The organism is Leptospira sp. GIMC2001 (genome assembly GCF_028462125.1).
In the GTDB taxonomy this organism is placed as follows: Bacteria; Spirochaetota; Leptospiria; order Leptospirales; family Leptospiraceae.
Map to the genome: position 1 here is coordinate 1,342,528 of NZ_CP115468.1, position 19,573 is coordinate 1,362,100.

The following is a 19,573-nucleotide window of genomic DNA, read 5'->3' on the forward strand; positions in this document are numbered from 1 at the left end:
AAATGTATCAAGGACCCAAAGACTACCCTCATGAGTTCAAAATCCAATCACTGAAACGGTATTTGGAAAATGGATGTAGGTGTAATTTTACTGCCAAAGAATTAGGAATACCAGAATCTACCCTTAGAGGTTGGAGAACGAAATATATGGCTGAAGTGAAACAAGAAATTAAGCCCAATAAAAAGGGGAAGAAAGATTATGAAAGTTTACTTATTGAAAAAGAAAAGAGAATCCAGCAATTAGAAGCTGAGAATTTAATTTTAAAAAAGTCAATAGGCATTTTCACAAGAGACCCACAACAAAAATAGATAAGTATCAATTCATTAAAGATAACGTATTATATTTTAAAGTGGTGAAAATGTGCAAGACTTTAGAAGTCTCTAGGTCTGGTTATTACAACTGGAAGAATAGAAGATTAAGTAAACGAAAAGTATTTAATATGCTATTGCTATCTGAGATAAAACGTATCCACATAGAATCAGAAGAAATATATGGTAGCCCAAAAATCTATGAAACATTGATTACAGAGGGATACTTATGTAATAGAAAACTTGTAGAAAGATTAATGAAATTAGCGAAAATTCGCAGTAAAATCAAGAAAAAGTTTAGAGTCGTAACAACGAACTCAAAACATTCTAATGAGATTTCTCCAAACATATTAAATCGAAAATTTAATGCTTCAAAACCTGGAGAAGTATGGTGTTCAGATATCACCTATATAGAAGTAAAATCTCGTTGGTTTTATTTAACTACGATAATCGATTTGTTTAATCGAGAAATAGTTGGTTGGGATCTAAGCGAAAGCCTAGAATCTAATTCACTAATAACCTGCTTTGATAATGCTTTCAATTTACACAAACCAGAGCCAGGTTGTATATTCCATTCTGACCGTGGCATACAGTTTGCATCTAGGGAGTTTCGAAGAAAATTACAGGAAAGTGAAATGAAGCAAAGTATGAGTAGAAAAGGCGATTGTTGGGACAATGCTGTAGCTGAATCCTTTTTTAAAATATTAAAGTCTGAATTGATAAGGCATGTAAGGTATGATGATATGAAACAAGCAAAACAAAGTTTATTCGAATATATTGAAATATTTTACAATAGGAAAAGAATTCATTCTACTTTAGGCTTTACTTCACCTAGCGAATTCAAAAAACTATATAAAATGCGAACTGCCTAATTTACTGTCCGAAAAAAAGGGGGAGTACCAAAGAGACGTTAGCGCTGAATTTATGTGTCGTAGACCAAGCTCTGCGGTCGCTTTAGCGACGTTCAGAGCGCAGTGGGTAGTCGGAGTTAGTAGTAGTTTTCGCACGCTTGCTTGAATTTTTCTTTCTTTGAGAAAACCGCGATCCGACTAAAGCATCTTTCTACCTTAAGATTTTGCAGACTTCTATCAATAATTTTTCACTTACGAATTAAATATAAATAGCATAGTTGAATCGTTCAAATTTAAACTAAGCAAAACCTTATTACTTTTTGATTTATTAAGCGGTTTTCGAAAAGAATAAAACTAGACTTTCAATTAAAAGCGAAAATTACTACTAACGGGGAGCGTTGCTGCCGTTCGGGATAGCTGAGTCTCCGTAGGAGACGTTAGCGTTGGTACGAGATTGCTTCGAACGAAGAGAGAAGAGCAATCGCAGTGACTCCTGAATGGGTCTGAAGCTCCGCTTCTTCAAAGGCAAAGGAGCGAGGACGTTTCCAGTAACGCGGAGTTAGCTGTTGGTTCTGACAATTTATTTTTATTATTTTTAATTAATATCAATACAATTAACTAAAGTGAATTTCAATTAGATATTTCAGTCTATTTTTAGAATTTTTATACAATCTAAAATAAATCCTCCAATTCTAAGTTTACTTGTAACCTATATAGATCTTTTTTTGAAATTTTTGTCACTGAAAATCATAATTTAATTTATGCTATTTCTATTTAATAGATCCCAATCCTGTTTTCATTGCATGTTTATTATTACAATTTTGTATATCATCAACTGCTTTAAGACAAATAAGAATTGCAGCATCCATTGAAATTTTTGCAGGAGTTATTTCTCCATTTGAATTTCTTCCCTCTTTCGCTAACATAAAGGATAAAGAACATTTATAATTCGCATCAGCTTCCTTCCCTTGCTTTAATCCTTTACCTTCTTTGCATTCTTCTCGCGGTGATTGAAAATTTGGAAAACAATTTAGACAAAAGACAATTACTCCTAGATAAAGTAAATCAATTATTCTTTGCACTATTTTAAGCCTCTTACTTTAACTAAGTTTTGTATTAGATAATTATACGAACGAATTTTAATTTAATAAAATAAAGTATATTTTTATTCGACAGAATTGCAAATACTAAATGAACCTTAATATTATCAAATTTTCCCTTGTGCTAGAAAATTAAAACATTTAAAAATATCAAATAATGAAATTGTATATTCTAAAATATCATATATAGTCACAGTTTGCAATTTTTAGGATTTAATAGTTATGCAGAACTAACAGCTAACGGGGAGCGTTGCTGCCGTTCGGGATAGCCGAGTCTCCTAAGGAGACGTTATCGTTGGCACGAGATTGCTGTGAACGAAGTGAGAAAAGCAATCGACGTGACACGACAATTGTCTCAAGCCCGCTTCATTGAGGATAAAGGGCGAAGGGGGTTTCCGATTGAGCGGAGTTATACGAAGTGATTGAAAATAGTTCATTTTTTAAATTGATCAACATTTACAACAACTGAATTCGCAAGGTAATCATGAATCGCTTTTTTCTTGAGATTAAAATTCATAACAATAAATTCACTCAGCAACCAAAAGTAATTTAAAGAATCGAAAAATTTATATACTGCACTAAAATTTCTCTTCAATTCATCAAAGTAGTTATCGAAATTTAAAACATCAAATATATTCATATTTAATTCATACATGGCATGCAAATAACCGATTGTTAATATTATTCCAAAAAGAATATCAATTATTGTTCTAAGTATCGCTTGTTTCAATGATAATTTTTGAAAATTATCGTTCAAAACTTTCAAACCTAAGAGCATTTTTCCAGGTGTAGCTTCAAATTTAATTAAAAAGAATAGTGTTACAAAGGGAGTAATTGGCATTGTTAATGCAATTAATAGAATATAGTAATTAGTTAAAAAATAGTAAATTAAAATAAAAAGACCTGAATAAATTATGCAATCAATTAAGAAGGCTGAAAATCTTCTGTATAAACTACCATAAATTTTATAATCATCTTCCGTAACTTTTTTAAATAAAGCAATCCTAAATCCTGTTGCTATAAGAATTACTGGAATTGTAGACAACAAAAAATAATTTTCTTCAAAACTATTTAATTCTTTAAATAAATTTGGGATAATATATAGTATATAAAATCCAAGGGTAACTGTTAACAATCCTAAAATTTTTCTAAGTAATAATTTCATAATTTACCTTCCGAGTTATTTTAATCATTTCGTATAACGAATGAGCTTGCCGACGTTCCTCGTAGCTGAGCCTCCTCGTGAGGCGTTAGCGTCGGCACGTCTTCTTGCTCTGCAAGAAGAGTGACGGAGAGGAATTTGTCGAAGGCCGAGCCGGTATTCCGGCGAAGCGGCAAGCGAAAGTTATACGTAGTGGCGATTCCTAAATATAACTCTTCCGATTTCCTTCAAAGATAAATGGATGTTTGTTTTTTTCTAAAATATCTAGGAAACCGTCAGTGCCTTTTTCTAATTTAAATTTACATTCTGCATCAGAGATAGGTAATACCCAGAGCAATTGTAATGGGTTACCTGCAATATTTATATCGATACTTCGATCAGAACTAATTAAGGGATCAAGAAGTAGAAATGTAGTTAGCTCAGGAGAATTTTCGAAAATATATTCAGGAGGATTTCCATTTGGCAATGTGTGACCTGATGCGAGCCAGGTCTTGTTATCATGTGGAAAGTGCGCAAGAGTTCGTAATATATTTAAATACTCTGTTTATTGAATCTATAAATAAATTAGGCTTCCAACCTTTAGCAATTAGATCCAAAACGAAGGCATCAAAGGCACTAAGTGCAATACCTGCTCCAGTTCCAACTAAGCCTGACTCAACTGCCGAGCCAATAATAAATCCAGCAGTTGTAAAGAAAGACCACCTCACAGTCTTTCCTGGAATTTTATCAATAAGTGAACCTGAATTTACTTCTTTAAAATACTCTTTTATTAACTCATGGTCATCAGCTTTTTCAGAAATCCATTCTTTAAACTTTAAAGACTTTTCAACTAGTTTAACAATATCTAAAAAATTTATGTGGCCACTATTAACTGCTTCTCGAATAGCTTTTGAATTCTCAAAATTGAAATTTTGAAATATTTCTATTTCTTTAATGTTTCGATCTGTTTTTTGAATAATTGAAGAAAAACAGAGTTCTAATAATTTCCTATTAATAGAATCTATATAAATATCACTTTTAAACTCAGCACAAAGTCTTGAATTTTCCCTTGCATCAAGTAAATGGTTCATTAGATACGCATTTGCAATACTAGAATCAGATTTTGGAATTCTTAAATGATAAAAATTATTAATTTCTTGAAAATCTAGATTAGTCGCTATTTTAAAACTCTTGTCTTCACGTTTAACTTGAAAGTTAAATGAATGAGGTATTGTATATTCTGGTACATATAATCTTAATAATTCTTTAATAGAATTATTTATATATTCTTTATTATCTAAATCATTATAAAATGCATTTATTAAATCATCATTGCGATCAATTATTTTTACTAAAGATTGAATTTTCTTTGCAATTCTGCGCGACTTTCCACTTTGTCCAGTCAAAGAAAAGAGTAAATTTCTAAAAGCTTCATCAGGTTCATCGTTTACTGCATGGAATATTACAGGACTATGAATTTCATCCTTGTTTTCATTTGATCTAGTATGTATTCCAATCATATCAAATTCATATATTAATTTTAATATTCCCGTCTCCAATAATCTAATTAATGGACCAGGTCCGATTTTCAGTAAAAGCTCTTCTATAATATATTTCTTTGCTAATACTCGAACTTCACCATAATAAATCAATGCTTCTGCAAGTGAACCTAGATCCACCATATTTCCAACTGATCCTTTTTGGTCTCTAATTAATATAGATTCTAGCATAGTATTTCGATATGTCGACTAACGAGGAGCGTTGCTGCCGTTCGGGAAAGCCGAGTCTCCAAAGGAGACGTTGGCGTTGGCACGAGATTGCTGTGAACGAAGAGAGCAGGGCAATCGTAGTGACACCCGAATGGGTCTGAAGCTCCGCTTCTTCAAAGGCAAAGGAGCGAGGACGTTTCCAGTAACGCGGAGTTATTCGAAGTTGACTTCTTATTTAATACCTTTCACAATTTCGACAGCCCAATCGTAAGTTTGTTCAGCTAGGTATGTTGCGCGTTTGTATTCATTTTCTTCAATTTCCTCATAGTCGCCTGGATATCGTGTAGAAACTGCATAATCAGTAAGAATAGTAAGTTCATTAAAGAAAGCAGGAATAACAACTTGAGATGGAAGAAATGATATTAATCTCTTAATATTATGTGTAAATTCAAATTCGATTTTCAATAAAATCAATACAGCCTTAAGTGATTTTTCTGCTGATTGTTGAGCATGAAAACATAATTGATTGAGCAAAATTTCATTTCTATCACCAATTTTAGAGAGTAAAAGATCGCTTTTTGCATGAATTAACCAAGTTTCCGGAGCTCTCCAGGATCTTCAAGCGGCATACAATTCTATTCCATCTCTTAGAGCGTGAAAATAAATTAAGTGATGATCTTTAGAATATTTTTGCAAAGTGTCTTCGGTAACGACAACGAAATCATACGAAATATTAATATTATCAATTCTCTGATATAAGAATTGAGCTGTTTGTCTCTTATTTGTTCCATCAGGCATTACAATCAGAATATCAAAATCACTATTCTGATTAAAATTTCCTTTCGCACGAGATCCAAAAAGAATTATTTTAAGAGGCTTCACAAGTAAAACAATTTGAGCCTTTAGTTTATTTAATTCTTCATTCATAAGTCAAAAATTAATCTATTCCAAAATAAAATCAAGAATGAAATGTTCTCTAAAGTCCTCTTTTCAATTTTTAATGAAACTGTCCGACGACCGAATTTAACTACTAAGTTTAAAAGAACCGTAGTCAATTTCGAATAACGAGGAGTCTACCTGCCGTTCGGGAGAGATGAGCCTCTGGTTTCCCGAAGGGCTCCGTCCCTGAGGATTAGAAACCTGAGGCGTTACCGTTGGCACGAGATTGCGACGAACAAAGTGAGTCAAAGCAATCGCAGTGACACCCGAATGGAGCCGAAGCTCCTCTACCTTAGGACAAGGAGCAAGGGTTTTTACAGGTAGACGGAGTTATTCGTCGTTCTATCTCAAAGCTTTAATACAAATAGATTTCATATTTATATATCGTTCATTAAAACAAATTTATTATTTTTTAATAAATAATATTTATCACCAATTTTAATGGATTCTCCCTCATTTAGTTTGGATAGATGCAAAATATCTTCCTCTATTGTGTGAATGGAGCCCCCAGTTTTCCAAGCTAGATATATGTACTCGGGATTAATTATTCCATAAAAACCACAAATAATAATTTTAACTGGTTTTTTTATAGAATCAAAATATTCTAAATCCCTCATTCTGGAGAAATTATCTGCAATTAAGATTATATCTTTGCAAGATGGACAATGCTCTATCCCTGAAACTAGAGCTTCAATATCGTTTTCTTGTGAATCTCCACCATACCCAGCTTTCATAGTCTTTTCTGCAAGTGATCTGATATCTTCAAATTTAGAAACTTCGGAATAGTAAAGACCCTTAGTCATCATAGGTCTTTTTCCTTTATCTGGATTCATATCTCCATCATTAAAAAAAAGATAACTTTTTAATTTATTCTTTAGAGTATTTAATTTAAACCAAAATATCAATTGATTTGTATACGGATACATGCTACCAGTTAAATCTGCAACTATTAACATTTCACTCCATTCTTTATTTCTATCGAAAACTTTCTTAACTACGTCATCTTTTAAAATTTTTTGATTTTTATCACAAGGATTACTTTCTTCAGATTCTATGTCCTCTACTTTTGTTCTTTCAGATAAAGAGATTTTAATTTTATCAATTTCTTTTTTTGTAAGTTCGATTGAGGGCTTAGGACGAAAGTATACTATGAAACCATGAAAATACTTTATTCCTTCTTCGCGATTTGAACATTTTTCATTTGGATTATTTATCCAATTTATTAATGGATTTTTGAATATTTCATTCTCTTTTTTTAGATTTTTAATTCGGTTAAAATTTAACAAATCCTGATTAAATGAACCTTGGTGTTTGCAAATAGTATAGAAATTTTCAACACGAGTAACTACATCAATATTATGAAAATTATTTATTTTAGTATTAATTTTTTGACTAGCGTAATCAAAATTAATAATTAAGGTTTCTTCATTTTCAAATGGTTCTACACTTGCATCCTTTTTTGAAGAAGTAACTACTATCTCACAATCTATAGATTGACTCAATATTCCAAAAATTGGAAATACAAGTATTATCAAAAGATTAATTTTGTTTACATTTAAAATTATCATTTTTATATCCTTTTTTTATTTATAAAATTAATTACTTTTTTATATTCAACAAGAATGACGAATAACGAATGAGCTTGCCGACGTTCCTCGTAGCTGAGCCTCCAGAGTAGGCGTTAGCGTCGGCGCGTCTTCTTGCTTTAGCAAGAAGCGTGACGAAGAGGAATGTGTCGAAGACCGAGCCGGTATTCCGGCGATGCGGCAAGCGAAAGTTAGCCGAAGTATCAATCATGATACCTTTTTTCTTTTAAAATGTATTATAGGTTCCGCATTAAGTGCTTCTGCCAGTTTATTTAAGAAAGTAAGCGAAACATTCTTGTAACTACCAGATTCAACTCTCGCAATCGCTGGTTGCGATGTCCCTATTTTATCGGCTAGTTCTTTCTGAGTTAAATTCATAGACTTTCTTAGAGTTATGATTTCTTTCGCTAAGGTAAAATCCTTTTCTAGCGCATCATATTCTTTTTTGACTCTTTTATTCTTTAATTCTTTATCCAAAATAGATTTAAATGATGTTGTCTTACTTGTGATTGTTTTCATTTTTATATTGCCTCATTAAAGTATTGGCCTTTGTGATTTGATCAGCATCGGTTTTTGTTTGTTTTTTTATAAATCCAGATGTCAAAATTATAATCTTTCCTTGGGTAAAAAAATAAAAAAACCTACAGATGTTCGATCCATGTTTTATTCTTAGTTCGAACAAATCTTTCTTACCCGAAATCTTTTTCGAAAAAGGCTCACGAAGTTCAATTCCTAGCTCTTCCAATAATTCAATCGTTCGCAATGATTTTGCTTTCAATTTAGCTTCTAGCGATAATAAAAATTCTTTCGCTTCATCCATTAATTCAACTTTGTAGCTCACTAGGACATGTATATCAAATATGGTATACATGTCAATACTTACTTATTGCAAAATAATTTTCAAACTTGTTCTGAATTTTTCTGAACTATTAGAATAAACTAAAACAGTCCATAATTATATAAAATTGTTTAATATATTCTAAGTTTATTCAAAAACTTTAGGTAACAATTTTTTTATAGAGGCAATTATAATAAAGTATTCTTGATATTTCGGCTAAAGATAAAGACTATCCGACGTAGATCCTAGGTGAGCCTCCAAAGGAGGCGTTACCGTTGGCACGTATTCTTGCCTTTGCAAGAATCGTGACTAGGATCTATGTGTCGAAGACCAAGCACTGGGTTCCTTAAGAACTCAGTGCGCAGCGGATGGTCGTTGTTAGCCGTCTGTCGCCGTTATCGAGGCAGGGATGCCGATATCCTTCACCTAAAGTGGGAATGTCAAGGTTATAAAGCAATTGGAATTTTAATCTTCATAAAAATTTAATATTCAATTCAAACTGATCTTGATTCTTAAATCACTCGTGAGAAAGCAACATTCCAAATAAATGAAAGTCATCATTTCACATGAAAACATCCGTTGGTGAGTTCAAATTGCAATGGAAAAAGCAAATCGTCTGTGGATTTTTTCATTCTTTTTTTAAAATGATGCTTATACAAAAAAAAGCCACTTTTTGTAAGAATCCGCTATTCTTTAATTTCTTTGATTCTTTGTGTTTTCCAACACTCCTATTTGTGTTTTATAATGATAAAAACAAAAAACGCTATTAAAAAGTATTTTCTTTTCTTTAAAACAATTCCAAGAAAAACTTCTTTTTAGAAAGATTGAGCTTAACAATATTTCAATGCTTTTGCATTTGATTTTTTTATTTCTTTCAAATTCAAATTGTAGTAAATCATTCACGAATAGTAATTCTTCAAAAAACCTAAACTCTGAAATTTATCATCCGTGATAATCCATTAAATATTTTGCTCAAAAATTCAGCATTCTAATTCAATGAGATTAATTTATTGATAGTTCTTATTACTATAATTACATAAAAGTAATAAAGTGGCTTCCAAGTTCATTTGATCTTTATTTTTAATTCCCTTTAAATTATTTTTACTAAATTTGAAATTACTTGAAATACTTTGTTAGTCTATTAAATCTTTTCTTTTAAAATTTTTCTTTCTATTTTCATTAAGCGGACACGATGTCCGCTCTTCTAGGCGGTTGCGAATAACGAGGAGCGTTACTGTGGTAATCCCCCTTTTTTTCGGACAGTAAATTAGGCAGTTCGCATTTTATATAGTTTTTTGAATTCGCTAGGTGAAGTAAAGCCTAAAGTAGAATGAATTCTTTTCCTATTGTAAAATATTTCAATATATTCGAATAAACTTTGTTTTGCTTGTTTCATATCATCATACCTTACATGCCTTATCAATTCAGACTTTAATATTTTAAAAAAGGATTCAGCTACAGCATTGTCCCAACAATCGCCTTTTCTACTCATACTTTGCTTCATTTCACTTTCCTGTAATTTTCTTCGAAACTCCCTAGATGCAAACTGTATGCCACGGTCAGAATGGAATATACAACCTGGCTCTGGTTTGTGTAAATTGAAAGCATTATCAAAGCAGGTTATTAGTGAATTAGATTCTAGGCTTTCGCTTAGATCCCAACCAACTATTTCTCGATTAAACAAATCGATTATCGTAGTTAAATAAAACCAACGAGATTTTACTTCTATATAGGTGATATCTGAACACCATACTTCTCCAGGTTTTGAAGCATTAAATTTTCGATTTAATATGTTTGGAGAAATCTCATTAGAATGTTTTGAGTTCGTTGTTACGACTCTAAACTTTTTCTTGATTTTACTGCGAATTTTCGCTAATTTCATTAATCTTTCTACAAGTTTTCTATTACATAAGTATCCCTCTGTAATCAATGTTTCATAGATTTTTGGGCTACCATATATTTCTTCTGATTCTATGTGGATACGTTTTATCTCAGATAGCAATAGCATATTAAATACTTTTCGTTTACTTAATCTTCTATTCTTCCAGTTGTAATAACCAGACCTAGAGACTTCTAAAGTCTTGCACATTTTCACCACTTTAAAATATAATACGTTATCTTTAATGAATTGATACTTATCTATTTTTGTTGTGGGTCTCTTGTGAAAATGCCTATTGACTTTTTTAAAATTAAATTCTCAGCTTCTAATTGCTGGATTCTCTTTTCTTTTTCAATAAGTAAACTTTCATAATCTTTCTTCCCCTTTTTATTGGGCTTAATTTCTTGTTTCACTTCAGCCATATATTTCGTTCTCCAACCTCTAAGGGTAGATTCTGGTATTCCTAATTCTTTGGCAGTAAAATTACACCTACATCCATTTTCCAAATACCGTTTCAGTGATTGGATTTTGAACTCATGAGGGTAGTCTTTGGGTCCTTGATACATTTGTTTCTCCTTAGCGAAGAACCATTTTTTCTGTCCAGTTTTTTGGGGGAATACCAGCCGTTCGGGAAAGCCGAGTCTCCAAAGGAGACGTTGGCGTTGGCACGAGATTGCGGTGAGCAAAGCGAATAAAGCAATCGCAGTGACACCCGAATGGGTCTGAAGCTCCGCTACCATAAAGACAAAGGAGCGAGGACGTTTCCAGTAACGCGGAGTTATTCGACGTTTATATTTATAGCTTTAATAAAAAATATACAGTTGTAAAAAATAATAAAATAGTAGAGAGATAAGCTAAAATAATTAGTGCATTATTAATAGGAGTCTTACCTATTTCTAAAAATAATATTTGATTTAAATTCACTCCTGGGAACAAGATTTTTAATTCCTCCTGCTCTGCGTAAGAGAGCATAGCTCCGCTCTTGCTGATTAATCCATGATGAAGTCCTGAAATATTTTTTTCTTTCAATATACTAGCAGTATTATAATTTGCTAATAAATTAATGTTATTTAATTTTTTTCTACTTCTGTTATTTTCTTTGGAATTTATAAGAAAATATTCAACTAATTCCTTGTCTATAAATTTGGTTCCTAAGGAGTTTAATGAACTATCTTTTGAAATTTCAGAATCTATGCTTACATAAAAAGTCTCGGGATATACTCCTTTTGCTAAATCATTTAACGAAATTTGTGATGGATTCTTATTTGAATAAAGGCTAAATAGTAATTCATTAGAAAAAAGTGTCATAGTATAAAGAGGAAATATAGAAATTAAAAAAATAAATGGCATTTTTAAATTATTCCAATGATTATAAAGTAACAATAGTGAGTAACCAGGAAATAGAAAAACAACTACTCCTTTAAATGTACTGATAGTAAATGCTGCAAGAACTATCCATAAATATGAGATAATAAGAATTAAAAGAATTAAAACTGAAATTTTATAATTTATTTCTTCCGCAGATGAGAGAATATTAATAATCATCGACTTTCCTTTTAGTTTTAGGTATAAAATTCAATAAATTTTTTAAATGTCGAATAACGAGGAGCGTTGCTGCCGTTCGGGATAGCCGAGTCTCCAAAGGAGACGTTTGCGTTGGCACGAGATTGCGGTGAACGAAGAGAAAAGGGCAATCGTAGTGTCACCCGAATGGGTCTGAAGCTCCGCTTCTTCAAAGGCAAAGGAGCGAAGACGTTTCCAGTAACGCGGAGTTATTCGAAGTGGAATATTTATATACCATATCCTTTATTATAAATTATATTTCTAGTAATTTCTTTCAAAATAAATATATCAAATTTTAGAAGATATTCCTTTTCCGAATTTGGATAAATAAATATTTCATTCTCATTTTCATTAGGATTTACTTTCTTATGAACGATTTGACATCGAATATCATAAATTCTATTCGTTAGATTAGAAATAAAATTGTCGTTTAATTTTAATTCATGAAAATCTAAATTATATTTTGATAGTTTTTTATCTTTTAAAAAGAATTTTTTTATTTCTTCGTTATTCTGTATTATTTCTCTGAAATAATTATATTTTAATCCATTTTCAATAACTATTTTTAAAGAATTCTTTTCATCCCTATTCGTATTCTGAACACTCGATTTAATAATATCATACAATTCATTTATTTTCTCATCAACTCTTAAATCAAAAGTAGCACTTTTTAAAATGTTTTTCATTTTGTTTATGTGACTATCACTAGTGAAAGCCGAAAAATAAAACTCAAGTATTTGATAGAAATTCAAAAACTGTATACTGGGACTTTCTTTTGAATTAATAGCATTGAAATATAACTCACAAGCAATTTCATTATATTTAATCTTCGGAAAAATAAGGTTGTGAAGCTTATCCTCAGTATTAATTTTAAAATATTCATGCTTATTATTAGGTTCTCTTTCTAATTTTAAAGACAAATTAAAAATAGAATCCAATTGAAAGAAAACTGGAAATGAAAAATCCTTTAGGATTTTAAGGATACTATTCTCATCTAATGTTCTTATTGGATATTCAATTGTTATCATTAATTCGTTATAAAATTTACTATTATAATAATCAAACTGCTTATTAAATAATATCCTATAAAAATTATTTGGTTTTCCAATTATAATTTTTATAGTTTTATCAGAATCATCGATAATTTCTATATTTTCAGGAATTATAGATTCTTTATCCATTGAAAAATAATATTCTATCTCTTCCTTTACTATAAATCTATTATACTTTTTATAAATATGTAGTAAATAAATATAGAAAGAAACACCATATGTATTGTTATCCAGGAGAAGAAAACTAATTATTTTATTTTCTTTTCTGTTGTACACACAGTTATAATTTTCCAAGAAACAATAATTTTGAAAATTATTTTCCATTAATAATTCTATTTGTTCATCTGAAATAGGAGATATTTTTCTATCAATTGATCCATTAGGTAGTAAAATACTTAGATCTACCCAATCATTATTATCTGAAACTTCAATACTAATTTTGTTAGCTAAACAAATAGAATTAATTTCTTCGATTTTTTCTTTTTTTATTTCCATTTTTTTCCATTTCGAATAACGAGGAGTCTACCTGCCGTTCGGGATAGGTGAGCCTCTGGTTTCCCGAAGGGCTCCGTGCCTGAGGATTAGAAACCTGAGGCGTTACCGTTGGCACGAGATTGCGACGAACAAAGTGAGTCAAAGCAATCGCAGTGACTCCCGAATGGACCCGAAGCTCCGCTACCTAAGGACGAGGAGCGAGGGTTTTTACAGGTAGACGGAGTTAAGCGCAGTAGCTTTTCCAGGTTTTTACGTTAGCTTCGAAATGAAAGATTCGTTTTTATTTGAGAAACTGTCAATGATATTAAAAAAGTAATGCTATAAGAATGTTGGATTAAGGATAAGTTACCTTGGGATTTGACTAGAACTCTCATTCATAAGCTTTTGTAAAAATGGTCCTAAAGTGTTTAAGTGATTGTCAAATGAAAAAATCATATTTCGAATTTCTGGAATATCAATATTCATGACCTGCCCCCATTTTCAGTACCAATAAATAAGTTAGTTTTCAATAAAATCTTATCCAAACTTCAACTTATATTCCAATGGGGTCAAGTAGTTTAATGAAGAATGAAGTCTTTCCTCATTATAATCCTTTTGATATATTTCTAAGGCTTTAGATAATTCATTTTGGTTTTTAAATAAGTTAAGATTCAAACACTCATCTCTCAGCTTACCATTGAAGCTTTCTATAAATGCATTCTGAGTAAGCTTTCCTTTATCAATAAAATGGATATCTATACCTTTATTTTCAGCCCATTCTCTAAATGCCGTAGAGGTAAATTCCGTTCCATTATCTAAGACAAAAGATCTTGGAAGATTTTCTAGAGAATCTAAAAATTGAATTAACTTAAGTGAGGAAAAAGAATATTCTACATGAAGAATTGAATATTCCCTGCTGAAGTGATCAATCCCTGTTAGTATTCTTTGTTTTCTCTGATCCAATGTTCTCTCAAAAACGAAATCCATAGACCAAACTTGATTTGATTTTGTTGGGAGTTCTAAAGGCTTAGATGGTATTGTTTTCTTTCGTTTATTTGATTTTGTCCTTATTTTTAGCCCTTCTAATCGATATAAACGGTAAATCTTTTTATGATTTACAATCTTTCCCGATCGACGTATCTTTTTGTATATTCGTCGATAGCCATCTCGCTTTCGTCGAAAAGCCAGTCTTCTAATCTCATCTATTGTATCAGTATCTGGTGGTTTACTTTTATAGTAAAATGTCGACTTGGGATATTCTAAAAGTTTCAGACTGCTATTTTGAGAAAGTCCTTCTTGAATTAACAGGGATACTGCTTTCTCTTTATGCTCCCTGTTCAAAACTTTTTTCCTAAAACATTCTTAATCGCTTGGATTTCTAAAGCTTGTTCAGCTACTAATCTTTTTAGGTTGGAATTTTCATTTTCAAGTGATTTTAAAAGTTTCATATCACTCATCTCCATTCCTCCATATTTGTTCCGCCATCGGTAGAAGGTTTGCTCAGTTATCCCATATTTTCTAGCAACTTCCTTAATGGGAATACCTGATTCTGCTTCCTTAAGAACTTTATAGATCTCTGATTCTTGAAATTTCTTTTTTGCCATTGTTTTCTCCTATTATCATCGGTGAAAACTAACTTATTAATCGGTTCAGTTTTTGGGGGGCAGGTTATTCAAAATAATTTCCATTACATCTTCCATATCGTGATCTCTATGTCCTATCGTAAAATGACGTATTCTCTCAAGTGAAGCTCTCTTCTCTCTTTTATAATCAGTAAAATTTGCATTAATCTGATTTAATTCAGCAATAAGTGACTGGCTGTTAGGAAGAGTCGAGATAGCTGTCCGTAATTTTCTTCCCATTAACTGAGGTATATCTTCGGATGCCTCGAATATTATTAAAGCAGCTTGTCGCGCAAAATAAACACGTTTCCAATGATGATTAGTGAAAAGCATTTCATATCCAGCAACAGCTAGATCATAGGAACATATGTTTACGAAGCCTGCAAAATTCCAAATAGTATTATGATAAACGAGTTTATTATTTAAGGTGAAGCTGTTTGCATCATGTATCAACGATAACGTTTTTTCTAAATTTTTAAACTTTCTATTGAAATTTCTTTTTAATCGAAATTGACTTATTTTCAATATGAGCTTAAAAATCATATTTTCATTTTTATTGTCATTTAACATAAGCTATTGCGCTTAACGAATGAGCTTGCCGACGTTCCTCGTAGCTGAGCCTCCAAAGGAGGCGTTAGCGTCGGCACATCTTCTTGCTCTGCAAGAAGCGTGACGGAGAGGAATGTGTCGAAGACCGAGCCGGTATTCCGGCGATGCGGCAAGCGAAAGTTATGCGACGGTCGATTCATATTAGGCTAGATATTTGTTGTTATATAGTAAACCGAGATTTATTTCCACAATTTTTTCAAATGATTTTCCGAATGAATTCGAATATTTTAGATGAAATTTGATAGTTTGTTCATGTTGATTTTTCTGAACTAAGTATGGATAATTTATAAAAAAAGATTCGTAAGATTGTTTAGCTGATAAATAGGATATCCCCTTTAACAGGAAGCCTGGAACGTCTTCGTTGTTTCCAATTAAACTTTTTGGATATTCTAGGAATTTTAAATTGTAAACATCGTTTGGTGTATTATTTTCCAAAATTAGATTCATAAAGCCTGATTTAATTTTTTCCAATCTAATGCTTACGTCAGGTTTTTGCAGTAATTTTCTACTTTTTACCATTTCTAAATGCATTAAACTATTAATTATTACATAAACTATAGTTGTGACAAGTGTTAAAAATGAAGTAACTATAGAGATTAATGTAGAGTTTCCATTTATATATTCAATCATTTGAATTATTTAGCAAAAATGTGGAGGATAAGTATCTCATTAAAAGTCTCAGTTTTTTCTAAACTTCGACTAATTTTCTGAATTGGAAATCGATTTGTTTTGTAATATTCGGCTTTTGCTTTACCGTGAATCAAAGTTTCTAATATTAGAGTTTCATTGAAAGGTATTTCTGGATTAGTATCGATTAAGTCATTCTCCCTGACTAGAACGTATCGCTTGATGTCAATATAAAGAGGTTTTCCACTAAACGCTTGGTTTCTATATTCCTTAATTAATACTGAATATAAACCTTCTATTACTTGTTCGATATATACTTCTAAAATATCATATTTCTCTTTTAATCCGGTAGTATGACGTTTTGTGTAAGCTTCCGCATCTTGCTTCGTGAAAGCTTCTATATAGAATGGAAACCAATATATATTTTCAGAGAGATCTTTAAATTTAATTTCTATAAACCAATTTAACATAATTCTTATCCTTTAATAAAGAGATTTTCGACTGTCGCATAACGGTCTGACTATCCGACGTAAATCCTAGCTGAGTCCAGCACCATTTAGTGAGCTATGCGAATGTTTAAAATGGTGCTGGACGTTAGCGTTGGCACGAATTCTTGCCTTGCAAGAATCGTGACTAGGATTTATGTGTCGCAGACCGAGCCTGTATTTCAGGCGCAGCGGATAGTTGGTGTTATCTGTAGCCGCCATTTTCTCGGCAAGGATGCCGACTTTCTTCGACAGTATTTTTATCGCCTTTCTGTGTTTTAAATTCAAATAAGAGCAAATTCAATCTGAAATGAAAAATTATGCCTTAAACTTCATATCCGTGACTGAATCTTTGATTTTTTCAATCTTGAAAACGCTGATTGGCGTTTGGAGATTAAGTATAACATATAGCTTATACATGATACGAAAATCAGAATAGTAAAACTTTGTTGGAAAATTAAACGTGAATTCTTTTCTATTTATTTATTTTTCAACAATCGTAAGGGAAAAAGCAATAACAAACTTATTTTGTTCACAGCTTTTATTTTCTTTATAAACTGAGAACCTAAATCAATCTGTTCAATTTCAAATTAGAGAAGACAATAATACTTTAATAATGAAAATCAAAACTGAAATCTGAATGAAGCTTCTTTGATCTTTTGTAAACTGAGAATAAACTAAAACAGCAATTTCATCTGAACAAAACCTTTAATTCACATTCTTATTAGTTTTTACAATAATAAGCGGTTAAAACTCTCTTTCTTTGAATTAATTCTTTTAAATTTAAAAAAAGCGGACAGGACGTCCGCTCTTAAAGGCGGTTACAGATAACGAATGAGCTTGCCGACGTTCCTCGTAGCTGAGCCTCCAAAGGAGGTGTTAGCGTCGGCGCGTCTTCTTGCTTTGCAAGAAGCGTGACGAAGAGTAATGTGTTGAAGGCCGAGCCGGTATTCCGGCGATGCGGCAAGCGAAAGTTATTTGCAGTTGGTATTCTTATCAAGCACTCTTTCGTAATGGCTTAATAGAATCTAACTTTGATTTCATTTTTTCTCTTTTTTCTCGCATTTCAATATCGTTTTGTAAATTAATCCAAAACTTTTCGGACATGCCAAAGTATTTCGCTAATCTTAGCGACATTTCCACTGTGATTTTTCTTTTACCATGCATAATGTCCAAAATTGTTGAAGTCGATACATGTAAATCTTTAGAAAGTTTGTAAGGTGTAATTTCTAATGGCTCCAAAAACTCTTCTTTTAATATCTCAGCAATGGTTGGTGTTGGAATTCGTTTATCTTTATTCATTTTTTTGATTCCTTCTTAGTGATAATCCGTAATCGAAACTTCATAACTATTTCCTTTTTTAAATTTAAAAATAATTCTCCACTGGTCATTAATTCTAATTGAATAATATTCTTTTAAATTGCCTTTTAATTGTTCTAACCTATTCGAAATAGGAATTTTAAGATCGATTTCAGATTCAGCATTATCAATCATCAAAAGTTTGAACAATGCTCGTTTTTGAATATCAGGTGGTATTTTGCGTGAAAATTCCTGATCAAACACTTTTCTAGTTTCATTATCACCGAAAGAAACAATCACTTCTACTATATCTGTATTGCAGATACAATTGTCAAATAAATTTTTATTTCATCATTTAAGAATTTGGAATTGAAACCAATTGCAAATAACGAGGAGCGTTACTGCCTTTCGGGAGAGCCGAGTCTCTAAGGAGACGTTGGCGTTGGCACGAGATTGCTTGAGCAAAGCGAAAAAGCAATCGGAGTGACACCCGAATGGGTCTGAAGCTCCGCTTCCTTAAGGTCAAAGGAGCGAAGACGTTTCCAGTAACGCGGAGTTACACGCCGTTTTTTGAATATCAATTTGCATTATATTAATGTATTTTGTAATTTTTATTCTAAAAATCATGATAGAATTTTTATCAATTCTTCACTTGACGTTAATTTAATTCCGCTCTTTTGTAAATCAATTAAGAAATCAGTATTCCGATGTTGAACATCGTCACCTGTTCCAATACAATCTTCTAGAACTATTATACTGTAATTTTGGGCTGCTGCATCAAATATACTGGATCTGATGCAATATTCAGTTAAAAACCCAGAAATATATATTGTATCAATTTTGTATTGCCAGAGAAAGTCTATAAATTCTTTTGATGAAAAAATGCTATATTCTTTTTTGATAAAACTATAATCAATATTTTTTATTTCTAAATTTAATTTATGTCCAAACGTTCCAGGAATACAGATTGAAAGATTTGCTTCAAACTGATTTATGTCGTAGTCTGAGTAAATCACTGCTTTAGTGATACCTTCAATACTTTTTATTAAAACATCAATTTTTTCTAAAGCTCTTTTAATAAAAGTTATTCCTGAATGTCTTTTTGCATATTGTCCATTCGCATGCGTAAAGTCATTCTGAGGGTCAATTATTACAATCAGAGCATTTTTCATATTATAAAAATCATTACAGTAAAAAAGTAAAATTAATGTTTAATCTAGGTAAGCTATAATTCGACAATTAAAAAGAAGTTGTTACCTAAATTGATAAATGTAAACAAAAATAACTTTAAACAAATTATTTGCTTTTTTATAATGAATTCTAAATTTTATAAAGCATCAACACTCACTTATTAATTTTCAAAAGTCTTATATATTTTTTAACCTTTATTTGGAGAGAGAAATAATGTTAACTCTGACTCTGATTTGAATATAAATTATAAAATGTTTTTAATATACAATAATTAGAAATGAATTTTCTATTGAATCTGAA

The 19,573-nt window shown here is 31.4% G+C and carries 23 protein-coding genes; 2 read left to right on the forward strand and 21 right to left on the reverse strand.

Features of this window, described 5'->3' with window-relative positions; translation table 11 throughout:
• The first annotated feature begins 2 nt into the window (after positions 1 to 2).
• Positions 3 to 308: a transposase gene (locus tag O4O04_RS07485; protein WP_272532654.1), complete on the forward strand. Its 306-nt coding sequence runs from the start codon at positions 3 to 5 to the stop codon at positions 306 to 308.
• Positions 309 to 322: 14 nt separating this feature from the next.
• Entirely contained in the window at positions 323 to 1,180 is an 858-nt protein-coding gene (locus tag O4O04_RS07490) for an IS3 family transposase (RefSeq protein WP_272536045.1), read from the forward strand.
• A 749-nt stretch (positions 1,181 to 1,929) separates the two neighbouring features.
• Here the strand turns inward: O4O04_RS07490 and O4O04_RS07495 are convergent.
• The 21 genes from O4O04_RS07495 to O4O04_RS07595 form a co-directional block, all read right to left on the reverse strand.
• A complete protein-coding gene (locus O4O04_RS07495) occupies positions 1,930 to 2,241 on the reverse strand; it encodes a hypothetical protein (RefSeq protein WP_272535191.1) in 312 nt (103 codons plus the stop codon).
• 451 nt (positions 2,242 to 2,692) lie between these two features.
• Complete coding sequence (locus tag O4O04_RS07500) at positions 2,693 to 3,424, reverse strand: RDD family protein (RefSeq protein WP_272535193.1); 732 nt, start codon at positions 3,422 to 3,424, stop codon at positions 2,693 to 2,695.
• Between the two features lie 199 nt (positions 3,425 to 3,623).
• On the reverse strand, positions 3,624 to 3,950 hold the full coding sequence (locus O4O04_RS07505) for a suppressor of fused domain protein (protein ID WP_272536046.1): 327 nt from the start codon (positions 3,948 to 3,950) through the stop codon (positions 3,624 to 3,626).
• Positions 3,919 to 5,130, reverse strand: coding sequence for a hypothetical protein (locus O4O04_RS07510; protein WP_272535194.1), 1,212 nt, complete (start codon positions 5,128 to 5,130; stop codon positions 3,919 to 3,921). Before O4O04_RS07510 ends, O4O04_RS07505 begins: the two co-directional genes overlap by 32 nt.
• Positions 5,131 to 5,340: 210 nt before the next feature.
• Positions 5,341 to 5,697: a HEPN domain-containing protein gene (locus tag O4O04_RS07515; protein WP_336297503.1), complete on the reverse strand. Its 357-nt coding sequence runs from the start codon at positions 5,695 to 5,697 to the stop codon at positions 5,341 to 5,343.
• Between the two features lie 30 nt (positions 5,698 to 5,727).
• Positions 5,728 to 6,036 carry a nucleotidyltransferase domain-containing protein gene (locus O4O04_RS07520; RefSeq protein WP_272535195.1) on the reverse strand — a complete coding sequence of 103 codons (309 nt, stop codon included), beginning with the start codon at positions 6,034 to 6,036 and terminating at the stop codon, positions 5,728 to 5,730.
• Positions 6,037 to 6,425: 389 nt separating this feature from the next.
• A complete protein-coding gene (locus tag O4O04_RS07525) occupies positions 6,426 to 7,616 on the reverse strand; it encodes a hypothetical protein (RefSeq protein ID WP_272535196.1) in 1,191 nt (396 codons plus the stop codon).
• 225 nt (positions 7,617 to 7,841) lie between these two features.
• A complete protein-coding gene (locus tag O4O04_RS07530; protein WP_442915935.1) occupies positions 7,842 to 8,153 on the reverse strand; it encodes a helix-turn-helix domain-containing protein in 312 nt (103 codons plus the stop codon).
• Positions 8,134 to 8,454: a type II toxin-antitoxin system RelE/ParE family toxin gene (locus O4O04_RS07535; RefSeq protein WP_336297504.1), complete on the reverse strand. Its 321-nt coding sequence runs from the start codon at positions 8,452 to 8,454 to the stop codon at positions 8,134 to 8,136. The genes O4O04_RS07530 and O4O04_RS07535 overlap by 20 nt, the downstream gene beginning before the upstream one ends.
• Positions 8,455 to 9,739: 1,285 nt before the next feature.
• Positions 9,740 to 10,615, reverse strand: a complete 876-nt coding sequence (locus tag O4O04_RS07540) for an IS3 family transposase (RefSeq protein WP_336297505.1) — start codon at positions 10,613 to 10,615, stop codon at positions 9,740 to 9,742.
• Positions 10,612 to 11,091, reverse strand: coding sequence for a transposase (locus O4O04_RS20410; RefSeq protein WP_336297496.1), 480 nt, complete (start codon positions 11,089 to 11,091; stop codon positions 10,612 to 10,614). The genes O4O04_RS07540 and O4O04_RS20410 overlap by 4 nt, the downstream gene beginning before the upstream one ends.
• 55 nt (positions 11,092 to 11,146) lie before the next feature.
• On the reverse strand, positions 11,147 to 11,896 hold the full coding sequence (locus O4O04_RS07550) for a hypothetical protein (RefSeq protein WP_272535198.1): 750 nt from the start codon (positions 11,894 to 11,896) through the stop codon (positions 11,147 to 11,149).
• Positions 11,897 to 12,141: 245 nt separating this feature from the next.
• Positions 12,142 to 13,461 (reverse strand): hypothetical protein, encoded by a 1,320-nt coding sequence (locus tag O4O04_RS07555; protein WP_272535199.1) that lies wholly within the window; start codon positions 13,459 to 13,461, stop codon positions 12,142 to 12,144.
• Positions 13,462 to 13,977: 516 nt separating this feature from the next.
• On the reverse strand, positions 13,978 to 14,781 hold the full coding sequence (locus O4O04_RS07560) for an IS3 family transposase (RefSeq protein ID WP_272535200.1): 804 nt from the start codon (positions 14,779 to 14,781) through the stop codon (positions 13,978 to 13,980).
• On the reverse strand, positions 14,778 to 15,044 hold the full coding sequence (locus O4O04_RS07565) for a transposase (protein WP_272535201.1): 267 nt from the start codon (positions 15,042 to 15,044) through the stop codon (positions 14,778 to 14,780). The genes O4O04_RS07560 and O4O04_RS07565 overlap by 4 nt, the downstream gene beginning before the upstream one ends.
• 45 nt (positions 15,045 to 15,089) lie before the next feature.
• Positions 15,090 to 15,632, reverse strand: coding sequence for a hypothetical protein (locus O4O04_RS07570; protein WP_272535202.1), 543 nt, complete (start codon positions 15,630 to 15,632; stop codon positions 15,090 to 15,092).
• Between the two features lie 180 nt (positions 15,633 to 15,812).
• Positions 15,813 to 16,301 carry a hypothetical protein gene (locus tag O4O04_RS07575; protein WP_272535203.1) on the reverse strand — a complete coding sequence of 163 codons (489 nt, stop codon included), beginning with the start codon at positions 16,299 to 16,301 and terminating at the stop codon, positions 15,813 to 15,815.
• 5 nt (positions 16,302 to 16,306) lie between these two features.
• Positions 16,307 to 16,768, reverse strand: coding sequence for a hypothetical protein (locus O4O04_RS07580; RefSeq protein WP_272535204.1), 462 nt, complete (start codon positions 16,766 to 16,768; stop codon positions 16,307 to 16,309).
• Positions 16,769 to 17,779: 1,011 nt separating this feature from the next.
• Positions 17,780 to 18,085: a HigA family addiction module antitoxin gene (locus O4O04_RS07585; protein ID WP_272535205.1), complete on the reverse strand. Its 306-nt coding sequence runs from the start codon at positions 18,083 to 18,085 to the stop codon at positions 17,780 to 17,782.
• Positions 18,086 to 18,100: 15 nt separating this feature from the next.
• Complete coding sequence (locus tag O4O04_RS07590) at positions 18,101 to 18,382, reverse strand: type II toxin-antitoxin system RelE/ParE family toxin (protein WP_272535206.1); 282 nt, start codon at positions 18,380 to 18,382, stop codon at positions 18,101 to 18,103.
• A 323-nt stretch (positions 18,383 to 18,705) separates the two neighbouring features.
• Positions 18,706 to 19,254: a cysteine hydrolase family protein gene (locus O4O04_RS07595; RefSeq protein ID WP_272535208.1), complete on the reverse strand. Its 549-nt coding sequence runs from the start codon at positions 19,252 to 19,254 to the stop codon at positions 18,706 to 18,708.
• Positions 19,255 to 19,573: the final 319 nt, after the last annotated feature.